Below are 19251 nucleotides of genomic sequence, written 5' to 3'. Positions count from 1 at the left end.
GCACGGGCTGCGGTGTTTTGTAATTGAAATAGGGTTGGTGGTTCCACAGAGAGAGATTGTACAATAATATCCAATCTTAGAAAAGGAAGTGAATGGAATGATGTTGAAATGATATAGATGAAAGGGAGGAATACAAATGAAGGCTGCATTTACTACGCTAGAAAATGGTCTCGCGAGTGGACGGAAAGCTGCGCTTCTTTTTGTTGTATCACTACTGTTGTGGTCAATCGCTGCTCCGGTCGATGGCGCTGCGTTCGTCCCTACCTTGGAGGGGGTTCGCGCCAAGGCGGCAGACTGCCGACCGGAGACGGTCGATCAGGTACTGATGAGCTACAGCTTTGAAAGCTACATACCGCTGTTTGGCAAGCGACAGGAGGATCGGCAAGGCATCGCCACCGTCTGCGGCCTCATGAAAAGCGTATCAGAGAAAGGCGAGCTCAAAGCTTTGCCAGGGGAAGACGATTTCCGGTTAAACCTACAGATGAGCGTGAATCTAACAGATGGCTCTACCGTCGTGCTTTCCACTGCGGGGCAGGATCGGCTGGCTGTGACGCTGGAGGCGCAACGTATCGTGCTTCAGGATGCAGACGCCTATGAAAACTTCTGGAACTTGGCAGTCGCTCCGACTGTATCCTCGATGGAGCCAACCTCCGTACACTTTGGGGAGAAGCTGCGAATCGAGGGAGATAATGATGTGAACGAGTCGGGTGTCATTTACGTATTCTGGACGAGGACGATCAACAACCGCAGCGCGCAACTATCCTCCGAAGGCGTATTATATCCGTCCAAGGACTCCGTTTTAATCTATAAAGGGACTTCAACGTTTGGTCGCTATGATTTTGATATTGTCTTGCCTGGCTATGGCGAAGGGTTCGATGGAACGACAAAACGGGTACTCCCCGGCAAAGGCGATATTACAGTAAGTTCAGTAGGATGGAGCTGGACGCCTAATGTCGAGCTTTTGCCTTCAAAAACAGCGTTTCTATCCCTTAACGGCGTGCCGATGGCCGATCCTTCCTTCGCTGTCCTTATGGTGGACGACCGGGCATATGTACCTGTGCGCGCGATAGCTTCCTTAGTCGACACTCCAGTGACATGGGACTCTGCAACTCGAAGCGTATTGATTCGTACCAAGCAGAGTGTGGCGAAGCCCTCGGATAACGGCAGTCCTCAGCTATGGATCGATGGTCAAGTGGCAGCTTCTGAGCTACAGCCGGTGCTCCACAACGGCAGAGCCTATGTGCCGATCCGGGCTGTCACGGCTGCGTTTGATCTGCCTGTGCATTGGGATCCGGATATCCGGGGAGTCAATGTGACAACCGACATGCTTGAAGGGAGTGCCTCAGGCTGATGTCCATCTTGTCTCGCACAGTGGAACACGTGACTGAAGAAGGAGGACGAACAATGAAAAAGTTTATACTCTTTGATCATGATGGTGTTCTAGTGGATACAGAATTTTGGTACTACAAAGCGGGAGAATGCGCTCTGCAAGACATTGGATTTACCTTGGATAAAGAACAATACCTTCGTGATATGACCCAGCCCTTGGGTACTTGGTCTCAAGCCAGGGCGGCAGGTATTGATGAACAGACCATCAGCAAGCAGCGCGAGGTTCGAGACGTCTATTATCAGGAATATCTAAGAAAAGAAGCCATAGAAATCGAAGGCGTAGTTGAAACTCTAGAGGAACTGTCAACGTATGTCCGTATGGCCATCGTGACGACTGCAAAACGGGTAGATTTTCAATTGATTCATGAAAAACGTCATATTACTCAATTCATGGAGTTTGTACTTGTTCGCGAGGACTATAAACATGCCAAGCCGCACCCAGAGCCTTACTTGACTGGTCTTGCGCGCTTCGGAGCTACCAAAGAAGAGACCCTGGTTGTGGAAGATTCAAACAGAGGTTTGAGCTCGGCTGTAGCTGCTGGTATCGACTGCGCTATTGTTCATAACGAATTCACAAAAACACATGACTTCTCACGGGCCAGCTATCGAATCAAAACTCTGGGTGAACTAAAGGACATTATTCAAATGTAATTTGATAGAGCCCACTGCCCCTCACCAAGGAATCGCAAACCGCCAGCGCCGCTTCTTGCCGGGGAGCATCCCTGTGATGAGCAGAGCGAGCAGGTAGAGCAGCAAGGCGCAGGTGATGGAGACGGCAACGCTCCAGGCTGGCGGCAGACTGTGGCTGGCCAGCAGGTAGCGATACGCCTCGTCGCCGCCGATCCCCATCAGCATCGTGCATATGCCGACCTTGAGGAGCGGGCGGACGCTCCAGTAGAAGCCGATCGAGCCGGAGATCGACAGGAAGTTGAGCAGCGTCTGCACGGCGATGCCGATCCCGATGCCGTAAGCGACGCCGGTAATGCCGAGATGGCTGCCCAGCACGAAAATCGAGACGGCCCGGGTCACGGTGGCGACCACATAGTTCCACAGCATGGCGTTGGCCTGGCCGAGACCGAGCAGGATCGCATGCAGCGGCGCGTCGAGATAATGCAGGAAGAAGATCGGCGCCAGGATCGCCAGCAGCACGCCTGCCTCCGGGGCGTTATAAATTAATGACGTTAACGGCGTCGCCCACTCGTACAAGATGATCGTCGCCGGTGCGCCGATCAATAGCCCTAGCTTGACCGCCTGACTCATCCGCTCATGGATGAGCAGGCTATTTCGGTTGGCCGCAGCCTCGCCGATCGCCGGGATTAGCGCAGTAGACAGCGAATGGGTGATGAAGCTCGGCATGAACAGCAGCGGGAAAACATATCCGGCTAGCAGGCCAAATTGCATGGTAGCCATCTCTGTACCGATGCCAGCGAGCGCCAGGCTGCTCGTGATCAACAGCGGCTGAAAGGCGCTGTACAAGGAGTGTGCGACGCCCTGGCCGGTCGTCGGCAGTCCGATCTGCAGCAGCTCGCCAAGCGTCCTGCGCCCATGTCTCAGATGGCTCGACCACGTCTCGCCGGGGAGCTTGACCTCGCCCTTAAGCTTGTAGCTGATGAGCAGGAAGGAGAGGCTGATCGCTTCGCTGACGACCGAGGCGGCCATCGCTCCGGCAGCCGCATAGGCGATCCCGTACGGCAGTAGAAGGTGGACGAGCGCGAGCACGCAAGCGATCTGTACCGTATGCTCCAGCACATCGGAGGCGGCGATCGTACTCATCCGCTGCATGCCGCGGAAGTAGCCCTTGAGCACAGCCGAGACGGCGATAATCGGCGCGATCGGCGTGATCGCCAGCATCGCATAGTAGGCGCGCTGATCGCTAAGCAGGATCGAGGCGATCCACTCCGAGCCGAGCAGCGACAAGGTGGTGAGCGTGACGCTCAGCACACCCGTCACCGCCAACGACACATGCAGGATGCGCCGCACCTTGGCCCGTTCGCCGCGAGCATTGGCCTCAGCGACGAGCTTGGAGATGGCGACCGGCAGTCCCAGCTCGGTGATCGTGATGACGAGCGGGACGAGCGGATGGGCCATCATCAGGATGCCGATGCCCTCCGCGCCCAGCACGCGAGAGATATACATGCCGCTGATGAAGCCGAGGATCCGATTGATGAAGGCGGCGGCAGACAAGACCAGCGTCCCTCTCATGAACGATTGCCCGTGTTGTGACATGTAGCGTTGTCCTCCTGTTTGCGGAATACTTATATGTATTCAGGAACACGCAAAGCATGCGAACAAGCCAATTCTCCAAGTCCGATCAGGGGTTGTGCCGACTGTCATTGAACAAGGAGAACTTCAGAAAAATTGTGGAAGTGAGGAATGTGAAAGATGAGTAACAACTATAAATTGTATCGAATTGTCTCTGCAATAATAATCAATAACCATTCCGTCCTGCTAGTTAAAAGTGGAGATAATGAGAAGGCTGTGTGGGGACTGCCTGGGGGTCAAGTTGAAGGAGAGGAGTCGCTAGAAGAAGCTGTGATTAGAGAGGTATTGGAGGAAACGGGTATGGATGCTGTTGATTTGGAGCTAGCTTATATACATGAAAGCTACATACCGCAATTTAATGCCCATTCACTTGTAACTGCGTTCAGAGTTCATGCAAGTAGTCTCAAGTTTAACATATCGAATGATCCGGATAACGAAATTATAGATATTTGTTGGGTTGATTTCGAAAAGATAAATCAATTCATAGCTAATAAACAAGTGGCCAGTCCTCTTCTTGAATATATAAATAATTTTACCCCTAAATATTATCTTGATAGAAAGCTGGCTTGGATTGAATAAAAAATTAATGAAGCAAGTTATTGCATGTCTTTTCTTAAGATCGGCAGATGTCTCGAGGTCTAATCGGTCTTATTACTTAGTGGGATAAAAAGCAGCAAGCCCGGATGCTAAGATCCGGGCTTGCTGCTTTTCTATATTCGGACGGGAGGCGCCAATGCCCACGACCAGCCATTGCCTGGGACGTCCACCCATCCTCGCGCAGCAATCTTAACCTCGCCCTACCCACAGACGAGGACGTTCCACGAATACACCGCCCGCCCCAGATGCTCGATAAAGGAACCGTACATCCGAGGGTTGACATCGCAGACATGGAGGTTTTTGTCGATCAGCAATCGTTCAAAAACTATAATTTGAACGGTTCACGTCACTAACCATTAATGGTATATTGTGGTTCAAGAGTAAGGCGTTGTGATGACTATCATTGGACAAGGGGAACTTCAAATGAAAAAGAGCTTGCCGCTAAATTTGGAGAACGCTATTAATTCTTATTCCTATCACGCTTACATCTCTTCTATTCTGTTGCATGATATAGACGCCGAGGAACCCAATGTCTGGTTCTCAAACTTAAATGTTCTAGCGGGTAATCGGGATGTTGAATGGACGCAAACGGCAATAGCAGATTCAAATAGCGAACAAGATAGCCGGACATTTAAAAGCAGCTCCATGCAGGGGATAGATACGGCTTCTTGTCGCCCAGGGGACATTAGCGGGGATAAAGATTGCTTTACATTCATTTGCACAAAAGCATCTGACCATAAAGGACTAGAAGTAGATATCATCCGCATGAAGAACACATCTGTTTGGGCAAAAAGCGGTCTAATGATAAGAGAAAGCTTGGAGCCTGATGCCCGTTATGTTTATATTTTTGCTACGCCTTCGGTCAACGGGGTTGTCATTCAGTATAGAGAATCTCAGGGACAGGGAACTCATTATGAAAATGCGAGTCATCTAAATGCTCCGCTTTCATTGAGGATTGAACGTTCCGAAGGCGAGATCAGGCTGTATTGCGGGGAACAGAAAGAGAAAAGGAGTCTTGTAAAGGCAGTGCCTTTCTGTTTCAGCTCTGAGACCTATATCGGCTTGGCTTTGTGTTCTCCTGAAAATAACGCTTTTCTTAACTGGTACAGCTCTAACTATATCCAATTGTATGGCTACAAAGACTTCAGCATGCATCAAATGCCTTTTGACTTTAATGTGGGTATGCATGTCGATCGAAACTTCTTTACCTTTTGTCCCTATCTAAGAACGCAAATGATTTGGCTCCCTCTAATAGAAAGGCTGGAGAATAATGGTAACGATATCATTGATTTAATCATCAGTTTTTTGGAGGATGGAAATTATGTGGATGTTGATCTAAATGAATTCTATGTTCCGGATCGGAGGGCTTACCAGAAATATGAACGCCCTCATACAAATTTAATCTATGGCTATGATCGTGAAAAAAAAGTTTTTGATTTGGTTGGTTATGCAAGTGGAAACTTGTTTCGCACAAGCAAATTGACCTTTGCTCAATTAAGAAGCGCTCTTATGAGAAGTCACGATAATAACATCTTGTTGCTCAAGATTCATCCTTATTACAATTACGGGTTAAATACGAAGATGATAAAACGACAGCTTGCGGACCATCTTAACTCAACAGATATTCTAGCCCATGCTTCGATCAGTCGCAATTACGAGCCTAATATTTCATACGGATTAGCTGCTTATGATTGCCTAATCGAGAACTATCCCTTGCATCAGAGAGATATTCGTCCTCTTCATGTCGTCTATGAGCATAAGAAGCTTATGCAGATACGTTTAACACACTTGCATTGCGAAGGTGCTATAAACGATAGCGCATTTCAACTGCTAAATGAAGGATTTAAAGAATTAGAGAAGCTGTCTATTATGTGCAGAAATGCGCAATTGATTAATCGAACGAGCAAAAAAACGAAAAATATAGACAAGATTCTCAAAAGAATAGAAGAAATTAAAAATGGAGAGAGAGACTTGATGCCTGTTTTATTAGGCGCTTTAGGCAACGAGAAATGAATCGACCTAGAAATCAAAATGAGCATGGATTTAAATATTTTACCCAATTTAACATAATTTATATCGTAAAAACAGAGAAAGTATTATGATGGATAAGAGGAAAGTTTCATAAGACAGGGGGTAAGGTTTCGTTGAATATCGTTACCGAAAAGAAAGAAAGTATCGCAGAGCGATTAAGCGAGCTCTCAAATGCCATTCGGGAAAGCGCCGCCATTAACGAGGGGCACGCATTTCCCCATCAAAATTTTGATAAAGTTATTGAACTGGATCTGCATAAGTTAACTTTACCTGCAGCATACGGGGGATATGAATATAATTTCGAAAAGGTAAGTGAAGTGTTGATTCAACTGGCGCAAGGCTGCCCATCCACAGCATTATGCTTGGCTATGCACTATTATACAATCGCTGGTCTAACAAGTGTTTTGAATGCACAACAGCAAGAAGAACTATTTCATGAGGTGTCCGTGAATCATCAGTTTTTTTCTTCATTTAATTTACCGAATGTTTCAATTATTCAAGCCGGCCAGGATTTTAGTAGTAGTACGGGATTAAAAATATCCAAGTGTAGAGGAGGCTACATCGTAAACGGAAAAAAACGGTGCGTTTCAGGGATTGAGCGTTTTAAGTATTTGCCGATTTACGGAAATCAAGCAGGAGTTGAAAAAAGCAGATTTGGTATTACAGCGTTAATGGCCAGTGTAAGTGATACAGGGGTAAGTATAGAAAGTTCATGGAATATGACAGCTATGAAATCTACACAAAGTCATGATGTAATATTCGATAACGTTTACATTACCGATCGTTGGCTGATTGGCAGAGAGGGGTTTGGGGTGGAGGACACGCCACACCTGATTTTTTGGTCAAGACTTGCGATTACGTCGGTTTACCTAGGGGTAGCCAAGGCAGCTCTTGATCACGTAGTTGGCATTATGAAACAAAAGCGTGATCGATTGTCAAACAAGTTGATTGCTTTTATGCCAGGCCCTCAATTTGCATTAGCGGATATGAGAATTAAATTTGAAGCTGCGCGAAGCCAGTTGCTTTTATATGCTCAACAAGCAAGCGATCAAATAAATGCAGGACTGCATAATGAAGAACTGGTTCAAAAAAGCCTGATGACCAAAATCTTTGTATGCAGAACAGTGAACGAGATTGTGTGGGAAGCGATGCAAGTAGAAGGGATGACCTCTATGGCGGAAGGAGGACTCCTTGAGCGTCTGTACAAGGATATTCGAGCTGCTACGTTCCACCAACCGGATGAGATGTTAGGAAAAGAAATGCTTGCCAAACGCACATTAGGGCTTATTGCACCTAAGAATCGGTGGGCTTGATGAGGGCGGATGAAACGACGATTGGTTCTGAACGAGAGCTGAGAGTTTTTCTGGGCGAACCGACGAGCTTATCCATTCGTAAAGTGAAAACGCAACTGGATGAGAGTAGTGTGGCATTCATTCAACAATCTCCATTCCTGGTCATTGGGTCAGCCAGTCAAAGCGGTAGTTGCGACGTGTCGCCGCGAGGCGACCAACCCGGGTTTGTGAGTGTTGAAAGTAGTCGCCACCTGATGATTCCTGAAAGACCAGGAAATCGAAGACTAGATACGTTGAGCAATATTATCGAAAATCCACACGTTGGATTAATCTTTATTGTCCCGGGCGTCATAGAGACATTAAGAGTTAATGGTATAGCAACAATAACAAAAGATCCGAGCTTGCTAGAAAAAATGGCGGTAAAGGGTAAGCCTCCATTAGTAGGGATTTATGTCGAGGTAGAGGAGTGCTATCTGCATTGCGGAAAAGCATTTTTAAGATCCAGTTTGTGGAGTCCAGACACTTGGAACAGACCATCAAATTCTCTTGACTCGGCAGCAATTCTTGCAAAGCATACAAATTCCTCGAAAGAAGATATGGTCTCCCTGCTCAACGAAAGTTATACCAAACGTCTTTATTAAGAAGGCGCAATGAACGAAAAGTGGCAGATTTATCGATGGATCGTTGACGAGGTGACCTCGACGCTGGATATATGGAAACGGAGCGGCCCGTCCAGCACAAACTCGATCAACTGCGAAACGGCGGGACGACGATCAACTTTGCCCATCGGGTATCAACGGTGAGGAGGCCGACTGCATCTATGTAATGCAAGCAGGGCGCGTGGTCGAGCGGGGGAATTAGCGCGAGCTTCTGCGCGATGCGGAGGTATACCGGGAACTGGCATATCCGGGGAATGCTGTGTAGATTAAACCGAAGGAGAGGAGAAACAGAAAATGAATAAAGAGCAAAAGATATTTCTCTTGTTATCTAAACTGACATTATCAGATCAAGAGCGTAAGTTGATACAGGAATGTACAGTCGATGAAGATATACATTGGGAACAGATATTTATTTACTCCATTCATCACAATAACACAGCTGTCATCTATAAAAACACTATAGATAGCGACATAAAATTAAAAAACGGTTGGAATAGGGTTTTTAAGATGTATTTCCATGCAAACAAATTAAGAAACCAGGAAGTATACGCAGTGGTAACTCCTATATTAAATGCAATTTATGAAGAAGGAATTAAAGTAATACCGTTAAAAGGTGGCATATTAAACCATACTGTATACAAAGATTATGGTTTGCGACATAGTAGTGATTTTGATTTGCTTATTGAAGAAAAAGATAGCAATCAAATTACAAAAATCCTAATTTCCTTCGGGTTTGTTCAATCAAAATCAAAACCTAAAAATGGAATCATAAACCCTGCCTCCAGGAAAATAAAAGCATTTCATAAAATGTGGACTCATGAGCTAGTACCTTTTGTGAAAAAAACAAACCATACCTTGGTTGATTTTGTGGAGATTGATATTCAGTTTGATATTTTTAGTAGAGCTAAAAATATGAGAGTTTCATTCCCTATAGAGAGACTCTTTAAAACGGCTAAACCATTCGAGATGTTTGGTGCGAAATCCAAATGCTACATTTTAAATCCCGAATATAATCTAATTCAGCTATGTTCTCATGTTTTTCAAGATAATACGATGCTACAGAATATACAGCATTTTAAAGATCATAAGGTTAGAGATTTTGTTGATATTTATGAATTTGTGAAAATGAACGAAGAAACTATTGATTGGGATCTGCTAAGCCTTGAGATTAAAGGAAGTAAAATTAATGAAATCCTATACTTCTGTTTGTATAATTCAGAACAATTATTTGGGGGTTTTGTTCCAATTCAGTTCCTAGAACAGATTAAACCAAGCGAAAGTAGCATTACGGATCAGTATGGACTAGAGGAAGCAGAACAATATATTTGGAAAAAGCCCTTTGTACAACGAATTTTTGATATGTCACGTTATGAAGAGATAAAAAATATTGACCCTAGTAAACTTGTGGAATCAAAGAGATTCTTTGAAGTCATCGCTTCGGAGAAATAAAAATTCAGTTTGGAGGAATTAATGTGGAATTAAAAACTAAGATTTATGATGATGTTGTCACCATGTATCTATTATCTCAATGTGATATGAAGTGCAAATTTTGTTATGCATCCAAAGATACTGGAAGACTTTCATTGGATCAAGCGAAAAATATTATTGATTTTTTTGCTTCTTTAGGCGCAACTCGTATTAGCTTGACTGGTGGAGAGGCACTAATGCATCCTCAAGTTTATGAAATCGTAGAGCATGCCTATCACTCTGGTTTTAAAGTCAATTTATTTACAAGTGGTTCCTTGCTTACCGCAGAGAAATTGAAAAAATTGGCTCCATACCTTCGTTGGTTAACGTTATCTATAGATGGAGGAGACCCTGACCTGAATATGAAGATGGGAAGAAGAGAAGGGCATTTTGAGAAAGCGTTCCAAGCACTTAAATATTCAAAAGAAATTGCACCGCACATTAATGTACGGGTAGTAACTGTAGTTACTAAAATTAACATAAACAAACTAATGCCCCTTGGGAAATTACTTTTTGAGCCTGAAAATCGTCCGACATGGTGGAGGCTTAAGCAGATGGTTGCTTTACGATCAGGTAAAGAATACGAGAAAGAGCTTGGCGTTAGTAATAGTTCCTTTACTTCAGCTGTTAATGATTTGAAGCACAAATATTCCCCTGAGCTTGATGTTGATGGTTCTTTAGCGACCTCAAAATCAGGAGATATTATGATTATTCATCCCAACGGTAATTGTACAACGACTAAATTTGAAAATAATCAATTTGTTTTGGAGGACTTAGGTTCTATTTTTACTGAACCAATGAAAGTAGTCGAGAATTGGTGGCATCGAAAAGACTTGGAAAATTCAACATTTTACCAAGGAATTTGGGCTCGATCTAATGGTTAGAATCGATTATAAAATGAATCATGTATGTTACATTGTTCAAAATATTGATGAAGCCATCAAGTATTATATAGCTCATTTTAATTATTCGCTTGAATTTGTCACGTATAACCGGAGTGACGATGAGCTGAAAATTGCTTGGAGAAATCCAAACCTGCTTGTTCATTTGGCTATGCTTAAAGGAACAAACTTAAGAATCGAGTTAATCGAGCATGTGGATTTTCATAAAATTAGCGCGGAGTTAACCCACGCTCCGTATCCACATATTTGTTACAAAGTCGATGATCTAAGTTCAGCATATCAGGAATTGGTTTTGAAAGGTATTGAATTCCTCAGTCCCCCTCAGATCGTCAGAAACAAGGTGAAAATAGTATTCTTTACGGATGCCAATAATGTTGTTCATGAATTATTAGAGGTGCTATAGGAGGTACCTGATATATGTATCTAACAGATAATCATTTGAATATCCGTACTCGCGCTTCAAAGGTAATACCGTCAGGTACATCAACGCGTGGGAGAACATTTATAGATGGCGTACCGACACATATGATGGCTGCTAAAGGGTGCATTCTGAAAGCAACAGACGGTGTGGATTATTTAGATATGCGAGGGGCATTAGGTACGACACTTTTGGGATATGGATATTTAGAAAAATTATCAACGAGATTAAGAAATGTTTTCTTTGATGGCCCGCTTCATAGCTTAACGTGTGCTGAAGAAGTAGAACTGGCAGAGTTACTCCTTGATAAGCTATATCCCAACTTAGACCAAGTAAGATTTTTTAAGACGGGAGCAGATGGATGCTCCGCGGCTATTAAATTAGCAAGAGCGGCAACATGCAAAACAGGGATAATTAGTTGTGGGTATCATGGTTGGCATGATCAATGGTCTACAGGAAATGTTTCATTTAAAAAAGGCGCAATTCCTTCCATGGGAGTCCCCTCAATTCTCTCATCCTATATTATTGAAGTCGAATACGGTGACGTAGTGGCTTTAAAAAAAGCAGCAAGCGATATGCCAGATTTGGCCGCGATTATTACTGTACCTCTCGATTGGGATTACAGCCCAGACCATGCATTTATTAAAGAATGCAGAAAAATCTCCACTCAGTTAGAGGCGGCATTAATTTTTGATGAAGTTTTTTGTGGAATCCGTTTAGACATAAAGGGAGGATTCGGATTTTTCGGTGTGGAACCTGATTTGGTGATTTTGTCTAAATCCATAGCAAATGGATATCCAATTTCGGCTCTTATCGGGAAGAATTTCTACCTGGAGTGTTCAAAAAAACTACTTATGAGCTCTACCTATGCAACAGATAGAATAGCAATTGTTGCAGCTTTGGAAACACTTCGTCTTCTGCTGGATGAAGAAAAAGATATTCTGAATGTGATTCGGCAACGAGGATTAAAGTTTAAAAATAGAGTTAATCAAAAATTAAACCAGGCTAATATGAATCAATTTGAAATGGTAGGCCAACCTTTAGCCCTGCGTCTTTCACCTATATATATAAATCAGAATCTATCAAAAAAATTTGCTCAGGAAATGGCAAAAGAAAGAGTACTAAGTAATGGCTTGTTTTTGTTGAATTATTGTCATACCGAGGCGCATCTCAATCAATTGGAAGACATCTTGCTAAAAATAGCTAGTAAATTCGCTGGACAATACATATGAAAAGGGGGTTTTTTGAAACCATTGTTGCTCTTGATATTGATGGAACAATAGTTGATCAGAGAGAGTCTTTTTATAGGGGGGCACAAGAGATATTCTCTGAGCTTAAGAAAAAAGAGATTGAATTCTTGTTTGTTACAGCTAGACCTTTTCAAGCTCTGAATTGGATTAACAAAGTAATAGATTCTCAGCCGCTTGGAATAATTACTTATAATGGAGCTGCGATAATGCTAGATAATCGCCAAATCATAATTGCATCGAGGATCGAACCCATACAACTCGTGGGAATTTTAAATAAACTCCACGGTAAAATAACATCGTCAATACGAGTTCATTCCATTTCTCGGGGGATTCTTCATATTGGAAAAAAAACAGAATGGCCTAACGACCACTTAGAGTATTACAAACCGAATGAATATTTACTCTTTGAAGATGTTGAAAAGATTGACGATGCAGTCAAGGTGAGTTTTTGGGAATGGGGAGATGAACGGTTTTTTATAAGTGATATTTGCCTTTCTTATGGGTTTTCAATAGTGGAGAACAAACCTAAAATTCTTGAGCTATGCTCACAAAATGTTGATAAAGGATCAGCAATAAAGACATTACTTAATAAAATACACAGAAATGCTTATGATTTAATTTCAATTGGGGATGGCTATCCCGATATCCCGATGTTTAAAGAATCTAAAATAAGCTTTTCTTTCAAGTCATCTCAGCAAGAAGTCAAAAGCCAAGCGAATATTATTTTATCACCACCTGATGAAGGGGGACTCTTTGAGTTCTTGGTTTATCTAAGAGGTTCTTTATGAAAATTAAGGGAAAAAAAATCAACCACTTAATAACTGACTTGGATGATACACTTTCTGAAAGCTGTAAGCCGATTACTAAAGGAATAAGTAAATGTATATTATGCTGGCTTAAAAAAAATAAAACCTTCGCCATTATTACAATGCAGTGCTTTAAAGAGGTTTATGGAAATGTAATATTACCTCTAAAAGAAGCAATTAATAAAAGCCAGAGCGAATTCCATTCTAGTTTATATGTTTTTTGTTGTGGTGGTTCCGTGGGATATAAAATTGTTTTTATTAACATGGAAGCTTTTGTTGAATTAAAATATCAATCAAACTGCTATAAAATAATGAAAACAATTAATTCAAAATTGGAAATGACAGAATACTTTAAAAGCGGCTATTTGCTGAAAAGGTTCCGAGGTGAGTCCATAAGTTTGGGTGTGAGTAAATTATTAGAATACAACCACAGACTAGATTTTTATAAAAAACTAAAAAATTTAATAGAAGAAGATTCTCAAAACACTCTCTCGATGCACTTTAACACTAATAAAGCTTCATCGGCACATATAATATCCCGTAATGTAACTAAAGCGACGGGAATCAATTACCTACTTAATCATGAGAACTTAAAACTAGAACATAGCGTTATTATGGGCGATGATTTTTCTAATGAAGGAATGGATACGGCTATGTGCACTTTTAATTCAAAAGCATTATATATTTCAGTTGGTTCTGATTTAGGAGATCAAGGTGCAAAAAATATAAAAAAGTATGGTGAGTTTCTCCATTTCCCGGAAGGTGGACCACAAAAATCAGAGGAGATATTAAGAGAGTTTCTCTTAACGACAGACTATGAATAATAAATACGAATTTCACCCTTCTTATTTATTTTCTGCTGCTCTACCAATTGTAAGACTTGCAAAGCAATCTACAGAATTTACTTTGTTTTGTCCTGTTGCAGAGGGGGGGAGGCGTTTAACATATGCTGGAGCCTTACTTGCTAAATGTTTAAATATAGATTTTACTATTGGGCCTTCACTAAATGTTTCTCGTGATTTTGGGTTTAATTCAAAAACAGATTCAAACCAAATAGCAAATTTTGTATATGAATTAGCAAGTTTTTTGAAATGTCATTGCAATCATGATTTTAATATTGGGTATTACATGGATATCATCCATAAAATAGAATGGAAATCTCAAAAAATAATGTACGACGTGAAATCGTCTATTGATAAACTTGTAATGAACAATGTAAGTATTTATACAGATGAAATGCGCTATGAAATGTATGGGCATTTTCTTAGTCATTTTAGTTGGACCATGCCTAAAATAAATACTAATAAAAATAAATATAATCAAATCAAACAAGTGAAAATTGTATTCATTGATGATAGCATTAGTTTTGGCAGAATAGGATATGCCATATCAATAATTAAAAGGATCTTACAAACAAATGTATGTTTCTATGTTGACTCCGCTCCTCTTGAAAAATGGTATAAACTTGACTCTTTTTTAGGTGTTCGTCCTGATTATTGGAGAAGAAGTAAGGGGAGGCTCATGGAGGACATAGAAATAATGAATCCCCGTAATTTAAAAGAGACTAGAAAGGAGACCTTGCCAGATTTTAAAGTAAAAAAGCTCATTTCAACTTATAAAAAGATAATGATTATGTGGAAAGAGATACGCAACTATGATAACTTTGGATACTTTAAGTTTCTAGAGTCCATTAGTCCATCTGATGTCCTTGTTCTTATGGGGTTATACTCCAGAAGTGGACGTGAAAGGCTTGATTTCTTCAAGATATGTTATCCAATGGATTACTTTAGAATGTTACATAGATCGATTGGAAGTAGTAGATCAGATTTCTGGATAACTAATCAAATTAAACATACTGAAAAACCTCATCTTCCAAACGATATCGAAGTTCTACGAATGGATTTAAACAGTCTCATAGAGATTGAAGATGCATTGATAAGAACGAAGCTCAGACATACATCTCGAATTTATTATCACCACTTGCACACACAGACACAACATTTCATTGAAAACGATAACACTAGACATGAAATTATGGATTACGTTAACTTAAAAAAAGGTTTTAAGTTCCGTCCTCTAGGGCTAATATTATCCCAGTTAGAAGTTGATAAGAAGGATTGCTTCCTAGAAGTCGGGCATCCTCTATATCATGGAGGTCATTTAGATGAAATTATCAAACTTAATTGATTGTACACAAGGCAATATGAGTGAAGTAGTGGTCGGGGAGCATCCACAATATGGCCGAGTAGTTTTGAAACGTATAACTAATAGATTAGCTGGACTCGAGAGGTTTGCGCAACGATGGGACCAAGAAGTATCTATCTGTAAATTGCTTTCTTTTAAAACCCAAGTGCCTAAGGTTTATGAGTCAGGTGATTTACCAAAGAAATGGGCATTGTATGAATATGTTGGTTCAAGAACCCTTCAAGATTGGATTGATGCTCATTCATATCCCCTTAAGCGTGAGCAAATCAAAGAAGCCTGTTCGATAATTCGAAAGGTCTTAGATATTATAGTCATATCTTTTAAAAATGGAATCGTTCATCGAGACATAACACCTTCAAATGTTGTGCTGAATGATGAAGGGCAACCCTTCTTAATAGATTGGGGACTTGCGGCTTTTGTTAATTCAAAGAGTAACTTACATATTCCGGACATTGAGAGTTCTCTAGTAAGGTTTCCTCTAAAAAATGTTAGATTAACCGAGGTTTATAGACGCCATGGGAGGCCGGGCTATGCAGCGCCTGAACAAGCTGAAGCATTTTACGACACACCGGGTTTAAAAAATGATATGTATTCATTAAGTGTTCTAGCTATCCATCTTATTAGTGGAAGGTGGCCTTTCGGAGAACTTACTGATTCCTCTAGCATTCTAATTAATAGACAAAGAAATGTAAAAAATCAAAAGTCAATTGATAGTTGGATTATTGATTTGTTTAGTAATAGAATTGTTGACTTTCTTTTAGCTGACGCAAAGAGACGATCTATTGATACCAATAAATTCGTAGAAATGTTGGAGGATATAAATTTATGAAAGTTGATCTTCTTAGAAATCGAATAAAAAAAATGATTCAATCGGATTTCGAGTACAAAGTTCTAGTTGGAACTGACTTGTACTCGGTTGCATTTTCTACAAATTTGGCAGAACAGATATCCTGGCTTAGGGAATATTTAAGCCCATACTATATGATTTGTGAAGACGAAACTGAAAGAGTGGAAAGTTCTTTGTTTTTCACAATGGACTCTTCCTTAATAGATTTAATTAGAGAAGCTGTACTTGGATCTGACGTTAAATTTGTAGGAAGCTACAGGGGAGAGAATATTAAAGAATATAAGATTTCCAATGAATTGAAAATTCAAAAAACAAGTGAAAGGGAGTCTTATATTATATTTAATAGTGAAAGGAGCTGGTTTGTTTTAATTATGCATCCCTCAGATGCTCAATTGCTCCAAGAGCCTAGTAGAGTAATAAGGGAGATCATGGTTAGGAAACTGGAGAAAAACAATGAATTAATGATCCATGCAGGGGCTGTGGAGAAAAATGGATTGGGTGTAATGATATGTGGCGAAAAGGGTTCTGGAAAAACTACCACTGTTTTAGGGTTTATTTACTATTCTGACTATAATTATATTTCAAATGATCGAATTATGTTGGCAGTAGAAAACAATAGATTGACAAAAATAAAAGGTGTCCCATTTGCAGCAGCTATCAGACTAGGAACAGCTTTTCAATATGAAAAAATCCAGTCACTATTGAAGAAAGGTACATTGATTCCTCTGAAAAAAGAGACGAAGAAGATTCAATCACATATAAATGCTGTCAAGTCTCTAGAGGAGGTGGAGATGTGGTCAATTAAAGAATATATAGAGTTATTACCAAGTGAGATTGCTTGTTCATTAGATTCAAAGGTCGTACCAATTGCTAAATTAGGAGTATTAATTTTTCCAATCATTTCACAGGAGTATAAGGAACCCATTATTCGTGACGTTGATTATCAGTATATAAAGACAGTATTTCTAAGGGAATGTTTTACATTTAAAGAAGATAGCTATCCAGATAGGTTTGACATTGTTAATCAAAGCAAGACTGATGTGCAAAATAGAGTACTTGAACTTGCGCAGACTATTAGTCGCACTTGTATCTGTCTTGAAATTAAATATTGTAATTTTGAAGATATAGTTCCTTTATTAAACGATAGATTATCGATCTGATTTATGTAGTTTGCATATAAGCTTATTGATAACCGCCCCTTTTAAGGATGTCGTCCACTTTTTTTCTTTTGTAGTATTATATTATATTAAGATTACAAAATAAGGTGGTAGTGGAAAATGAATTTCAATGAAGTCGCCAATTCTTTGTTAGAACAATTAATTGCAACAAAAGGTCTTTCTTTCAGGAAGGGGAAGGAAGATAAGGCGTTTTGGTATACCACAAATAAACCGGGCCCTTTTTATATTAATACGGAAAATATTGTGGGTAAGCAAAATGCTGAATTACTTCTGGAAAAAATTACGATGATATTAGGAGAGAATACTTCGCGCACCCAACAAATGAAAAAGGTAATGAGCTTAATTAATCAAGTATTAGAGTCTGACCATGCATATAACCACTCCATAAATAAATTGATAGAATATTATCGTTCTAATTCTACGTATAACCCTGCTGTAGTTTCAGGTGGTGAAAGAAGAGATTGGTTTTTCTCCATTCCTATTGCTCAAAAACTCAATTTACCACATGTGTACCTTTTCAAATCAGGGGAGCATCTGGTTACTAACCAAGTGGGGGATTTGCTTGATTGGAATATAGAAAAACAAAAAGTTTTACATATAGCAGACATAATCAACCAAGCGAGCAGCTATTCAAGTAAATGGACGCCTATTCTTCGTAACTTAGGAGCAGATTTCAAAGAAACTCTATCTGTCGCAGTTCGTAATCAAAAAGGTGTTGAGGTGTTAAATCAAAGCAACATAAATGTTATTTCACCATTAAGAGTCGACAGGGAGCTATTTATGGAGGCAAGTAATATTGGCCTTATAAATGATTTCGCATTAAATGAAATCAACCTTTTTTATGAGTCGCCAATACAATGGACAAGACATTATTTAAATGATTTTATATCTGGAGCTCATCAAACAAAATTAACTTCTTTGGAGAAGAAACGTGTTGACTCATTTAAAAAAATGGACCCTTATAATCTCAAGGAAGAGTTTCCTGATTTCTTCGGCTAAATTAAAAACTTCAGTAAATAGCATTAGCGTATGCGAATATCGTCGATCTAGGATAGTAGTGGCCAACTGATACAAACTTCCCCTATTAGGGCTCCCTGATGAGCCTTACGCGAATAGGTCAAATGGTCGTTCTGATATATGGGAGGTGGAGAATATATCTGTTTCATCTATTAATACAAAAGCTATTGTTATGCCTAATCAATACTTGAATGTTGAGCATAAAGAGCCCAATTACGTCCTTTTTGAAGTGCTTAGTGATTTCCAGTTAAGATGGAATAGGAAGGAAGAGAAGCTGCAATGCGGGGATATTGTCATTGGAACAAAATTTAAGATTTTTAATGATACTAAGCAACTGGCGACTCTGAGAGGGATCGTGTTCCAAGCTGATTCATTACCGCAAGCTAGCTGGCCTATAGTGGTGAAGAAAGCTGTCTTTACTGTAGAGGGCCACACATCTTTAAAAAGCTTATTCAGTTTCATTACTTCTCCTTCCGAATTAAACCTTGAATTAAATAAACTTCTTCATTCACTCTTATTGTCGATAAAAGAGCCTTCCTTACAAGTGTGTTCAATAGGATTGGGAGGGACAGGAAAGATAGATCGAAGATTAATTATGATCAATCGATATATTAGAGAAAATTATGAACAACCAATTACCTTGCAAATGTTAGCCGATCTTATACAATGCAATCCTATTTATTTAAGCAATACGTATTCTAAAGTATTCAAAATTTCCCCCATACGCTATTTGCAAAATATCCGAATGGAGCATGCAAAGCAACTAATAAGCAGTACGGATTTGTCCATTAAAGAAATTGCAAATCGCCTCGGCTATATTTCCAGATCTCAATTTACGGAGCTGTTTAAAAGATATTATCATGTAACGCCAACAGAATATAGAAATGAACTCTGTTTATCTAAATACAATATTTAAAGAGAAGAGGAATCA

Annotated in this window: 18 protein-coding genes; 17 read left to right on the top strand and 1 reads right to left on the bottom strand. The window is 40.4% G+C overall.

What is annotated here, in order from left to right; genetic code table 11:
- Positions 1-136: 136 nt before the first annotated feature.
- Both PA598K_RS19545 and PA598K_RS19540 read left to right on the top strand, forming a co-directional pair.
- Positions 137-1351, top strand: coding sequence for a stalk domain-containing protein (locus PA598K_RS19545; RefSeq protein WP_128658578.1), 1215 nt, complete (start codon positions 137-139; stop codon positions 1349-1351).
- A 53-nt stretch (positions 1352-1404) separates the two neighbouring features.
- Positions 1405-2040, top strand: coding sequence for an HAD family hydrolase (locus PA598K_RS19540; protein ID WP_128658577.1), 636 nt, complete (start codon positions 1405-1407; stop codon positions 2038-2040).
- A gap of 21 nt (positions 2041-2061) precedes the next feature.
- On the opposite strand, the gene spoVB is transcribed toward PA598K_RS19540, so the two are convergent.
- Positions 2062-3615, bottom strand: a complete 1554-nt coding sequence (gene spoVB, locus PA598K_RS19535) for a stage V sporulation protein B (RefSeq protein WP_128658576.1) — start codon at positions 3613-3615, stop codon at positions 2062-2064.
- 156 nt (positions 3616-3771) lie between these two features.
- Here spoVB and PA598K_RS19530 point away from each other — a divergent pair, with 156 nt between their 5' ends.
- From PA598K_RS19530 to PA598K_RS19460, 15 genes are all read left to right on the top strand, one after another.
- Positions 3772-4230: an NUDIX domain-containing protein gene (locus PA598K_RS19530; RefSeq protein WP_128658575.1), complete on the top strand. Its 459-nt coding sequence runs from the start codon at positions 3772-3774 to the stop codon at positions 4228-4230.
- A gap of 408 nt (positions 4231-4638) precedes the next feature.
- Positions 4639-6261, top strand: a complete 1623-nt coding sequence (locus PA598K_RS19525; RefSeq protein ID WP_128658574.1) for a hypothetical protein — start codon at positions 4639-4641, stop codon at positions 6259-6261.
- 131 nt (positions 6262-6392) lie between these two features.
- A complete protein-coding gene (locus PA598K_RS19520) occupies positions 6393-7592 on the top strand; it encodes an acyl-CoA dehydrogenase family protein (protein WP_128658573.1) in 1200 nt (399 codons plus the stop codon).
- Positions 7592-8212 (top strand): MSMEG_1061 family FMN-dependent PPOX-type flavoprotein, encoded by a 621-nt coding sequence (locus PA598K_RS19515; protein ID WP_128658572.1) that lies wholly within the window; start codon positions 7592-7594, stop codon positions 8210-8212. Before PA598K_RS19520 ends, PA598K_RS19515 begins: the two co-directional genes overlap by 1 nt.
- A gap of 312 nt (positions 8213-8524) precedes the next feature.
- Positions 8525-9679 carry a nucleotidyltransferase family protein gene (locus PA598K_RS19510; protein WP_128658571.1) on the top strand — a complete coding sequence of 385 codons (1155 nt, stop codon included), beginning with the start codon at positions 8525-8527 and terminating at the stop codon, positions 9677-9679.
- 23 nt (positions 9680-9702) lie between these two features.
- Positions 9703-10581, top strand: coding sequence for a radical SAM protein (locus PA598K_RS19505; RefSeq protein WP_128658570.1), 879 nt, complete (start codon positions 9703-9705; stop codon positions 10579-10581).
- Positions 10582-10594: 13 nt separating this feature from the next.
- Positions 10595-11002: a VOC family protein gene (locus PA598K_RS19500; RefSeq protein WP_185602105.1), complete on the top strand. Its 408-nt coding sequence runs from the start codon at positions 10595-10597 to the stop codon at positions 11000-11002.
- 14 nt (positions 11003-11016) lie between these two features.
- Positions 11017-12249: an aminotransferase class III-fold pyridoxal phosphate-dependent enzyme gene (locus PA598K_RS19495; protein ID WP_128658568.1), complete on the top strand. Its 1233-nt coding sequence runs from the start codon at positions 11017-11019 to the stop codon at positions 12247-12249.
- On the top strand, positions 12246-13055 hold the full coding sequence (locus PA598K_RS19490) for an HAD-IIB family hydrolase (RefSeq protein WP_128658567.1): 810 nt from the start codon (positions 12246-12248) through the stop codon (positions 13053-13055). Before PA598K_RS19495 ends, PA598K_RS19490 begins: the two co-directional genes overlap by 4 nt.
- Positions 13052-13897 (top strand): HAD hydrolase family protein, encoded by an 846-nt coding sequence (locus tag PA598K_RS19485; protein ID WP_128658566.1) that lies wholly within the window; start codon positions 13052-13054, stop codon positions 13895-13897. The genes PA598K_RS19490 and PA598K_RS19485 overlap by 4 nt, the downstream gene beginning before the upstream one ends.
- A complete protein-coding gene (locus PA598K_RS19480) occupies positions 13890-15260 on the top strand; it encodes a hypothetical protein (protein WP_128658565.1) in 1371 nt (456 codons plus the stop codon). The genes PA598K_RS19485 and PA598K_RS19480 overlap by 8 nt, the downstream gene beginning before the upstream one ends.
- The gene (locus tag PA598K_RS19475; RefSeq protein WP_128658564.1) at positions 15238-16107 is read left to right on the top strand and encodes a protein kinase domain-containing protein; all 870 of its coding nucleotides are present in this window, start codon (positions 15238-15240) and stop codon (positions 16105-16107) included. Before PA598K_RS19480 ends, PA598K_RS19475 begins: the two co-directional genes overlap by 23 nt.
- Positions 16104-17285, top strand: a complete 1182-nt coding sequence (locus PA598K_RS19470) for a hypothetical protein (RefSeq protein ID WP_128658563.1) — start codon at positions 16104-16106, stop codon at positions 17283-17285. The genes PA598K_RS19475 and PA598K_RS19470 overlap by 4 nt, the downstream gene beginning before the upstream one ends.
- 117 nt (positions 17286-17402) lie before the next feature.
- A complete protein-coding gene (locus PA598K_RS19465; RefSeq protein ID WP_128658562.1) occupies positions 17403-18302 on the top strand; it encodes a hypothetical protein in 900 nt (299 codons plus the stop codon).
- 145 nt (positions 18303-18447) lie between these two features.
- Complete coding sequence (locus PA598K_RS19460; RefSeq protein ID WP_128658561.1) at positions 18448-19236, top strand: helix-turn-helix transcriptional regulator; 789 nt, start codon at positions 18448-18450, stop codon at positions 19234-19236.
- Positions 19237-19251 lie beyond the last annotated feature (15 nt).

Source organism: Paenibacillus sp. 598K (assembly GCF_003851045.1).
GTDB lineage: Bacteria > Bacillota > Bacilli > Paenibacillales > Paenibacillaceae > Paenibacillus_D.
Note: the sequence above shows the minus strand (reverse complement) of the source record. Positions and strands in the feature narration are given on the sequence as shown.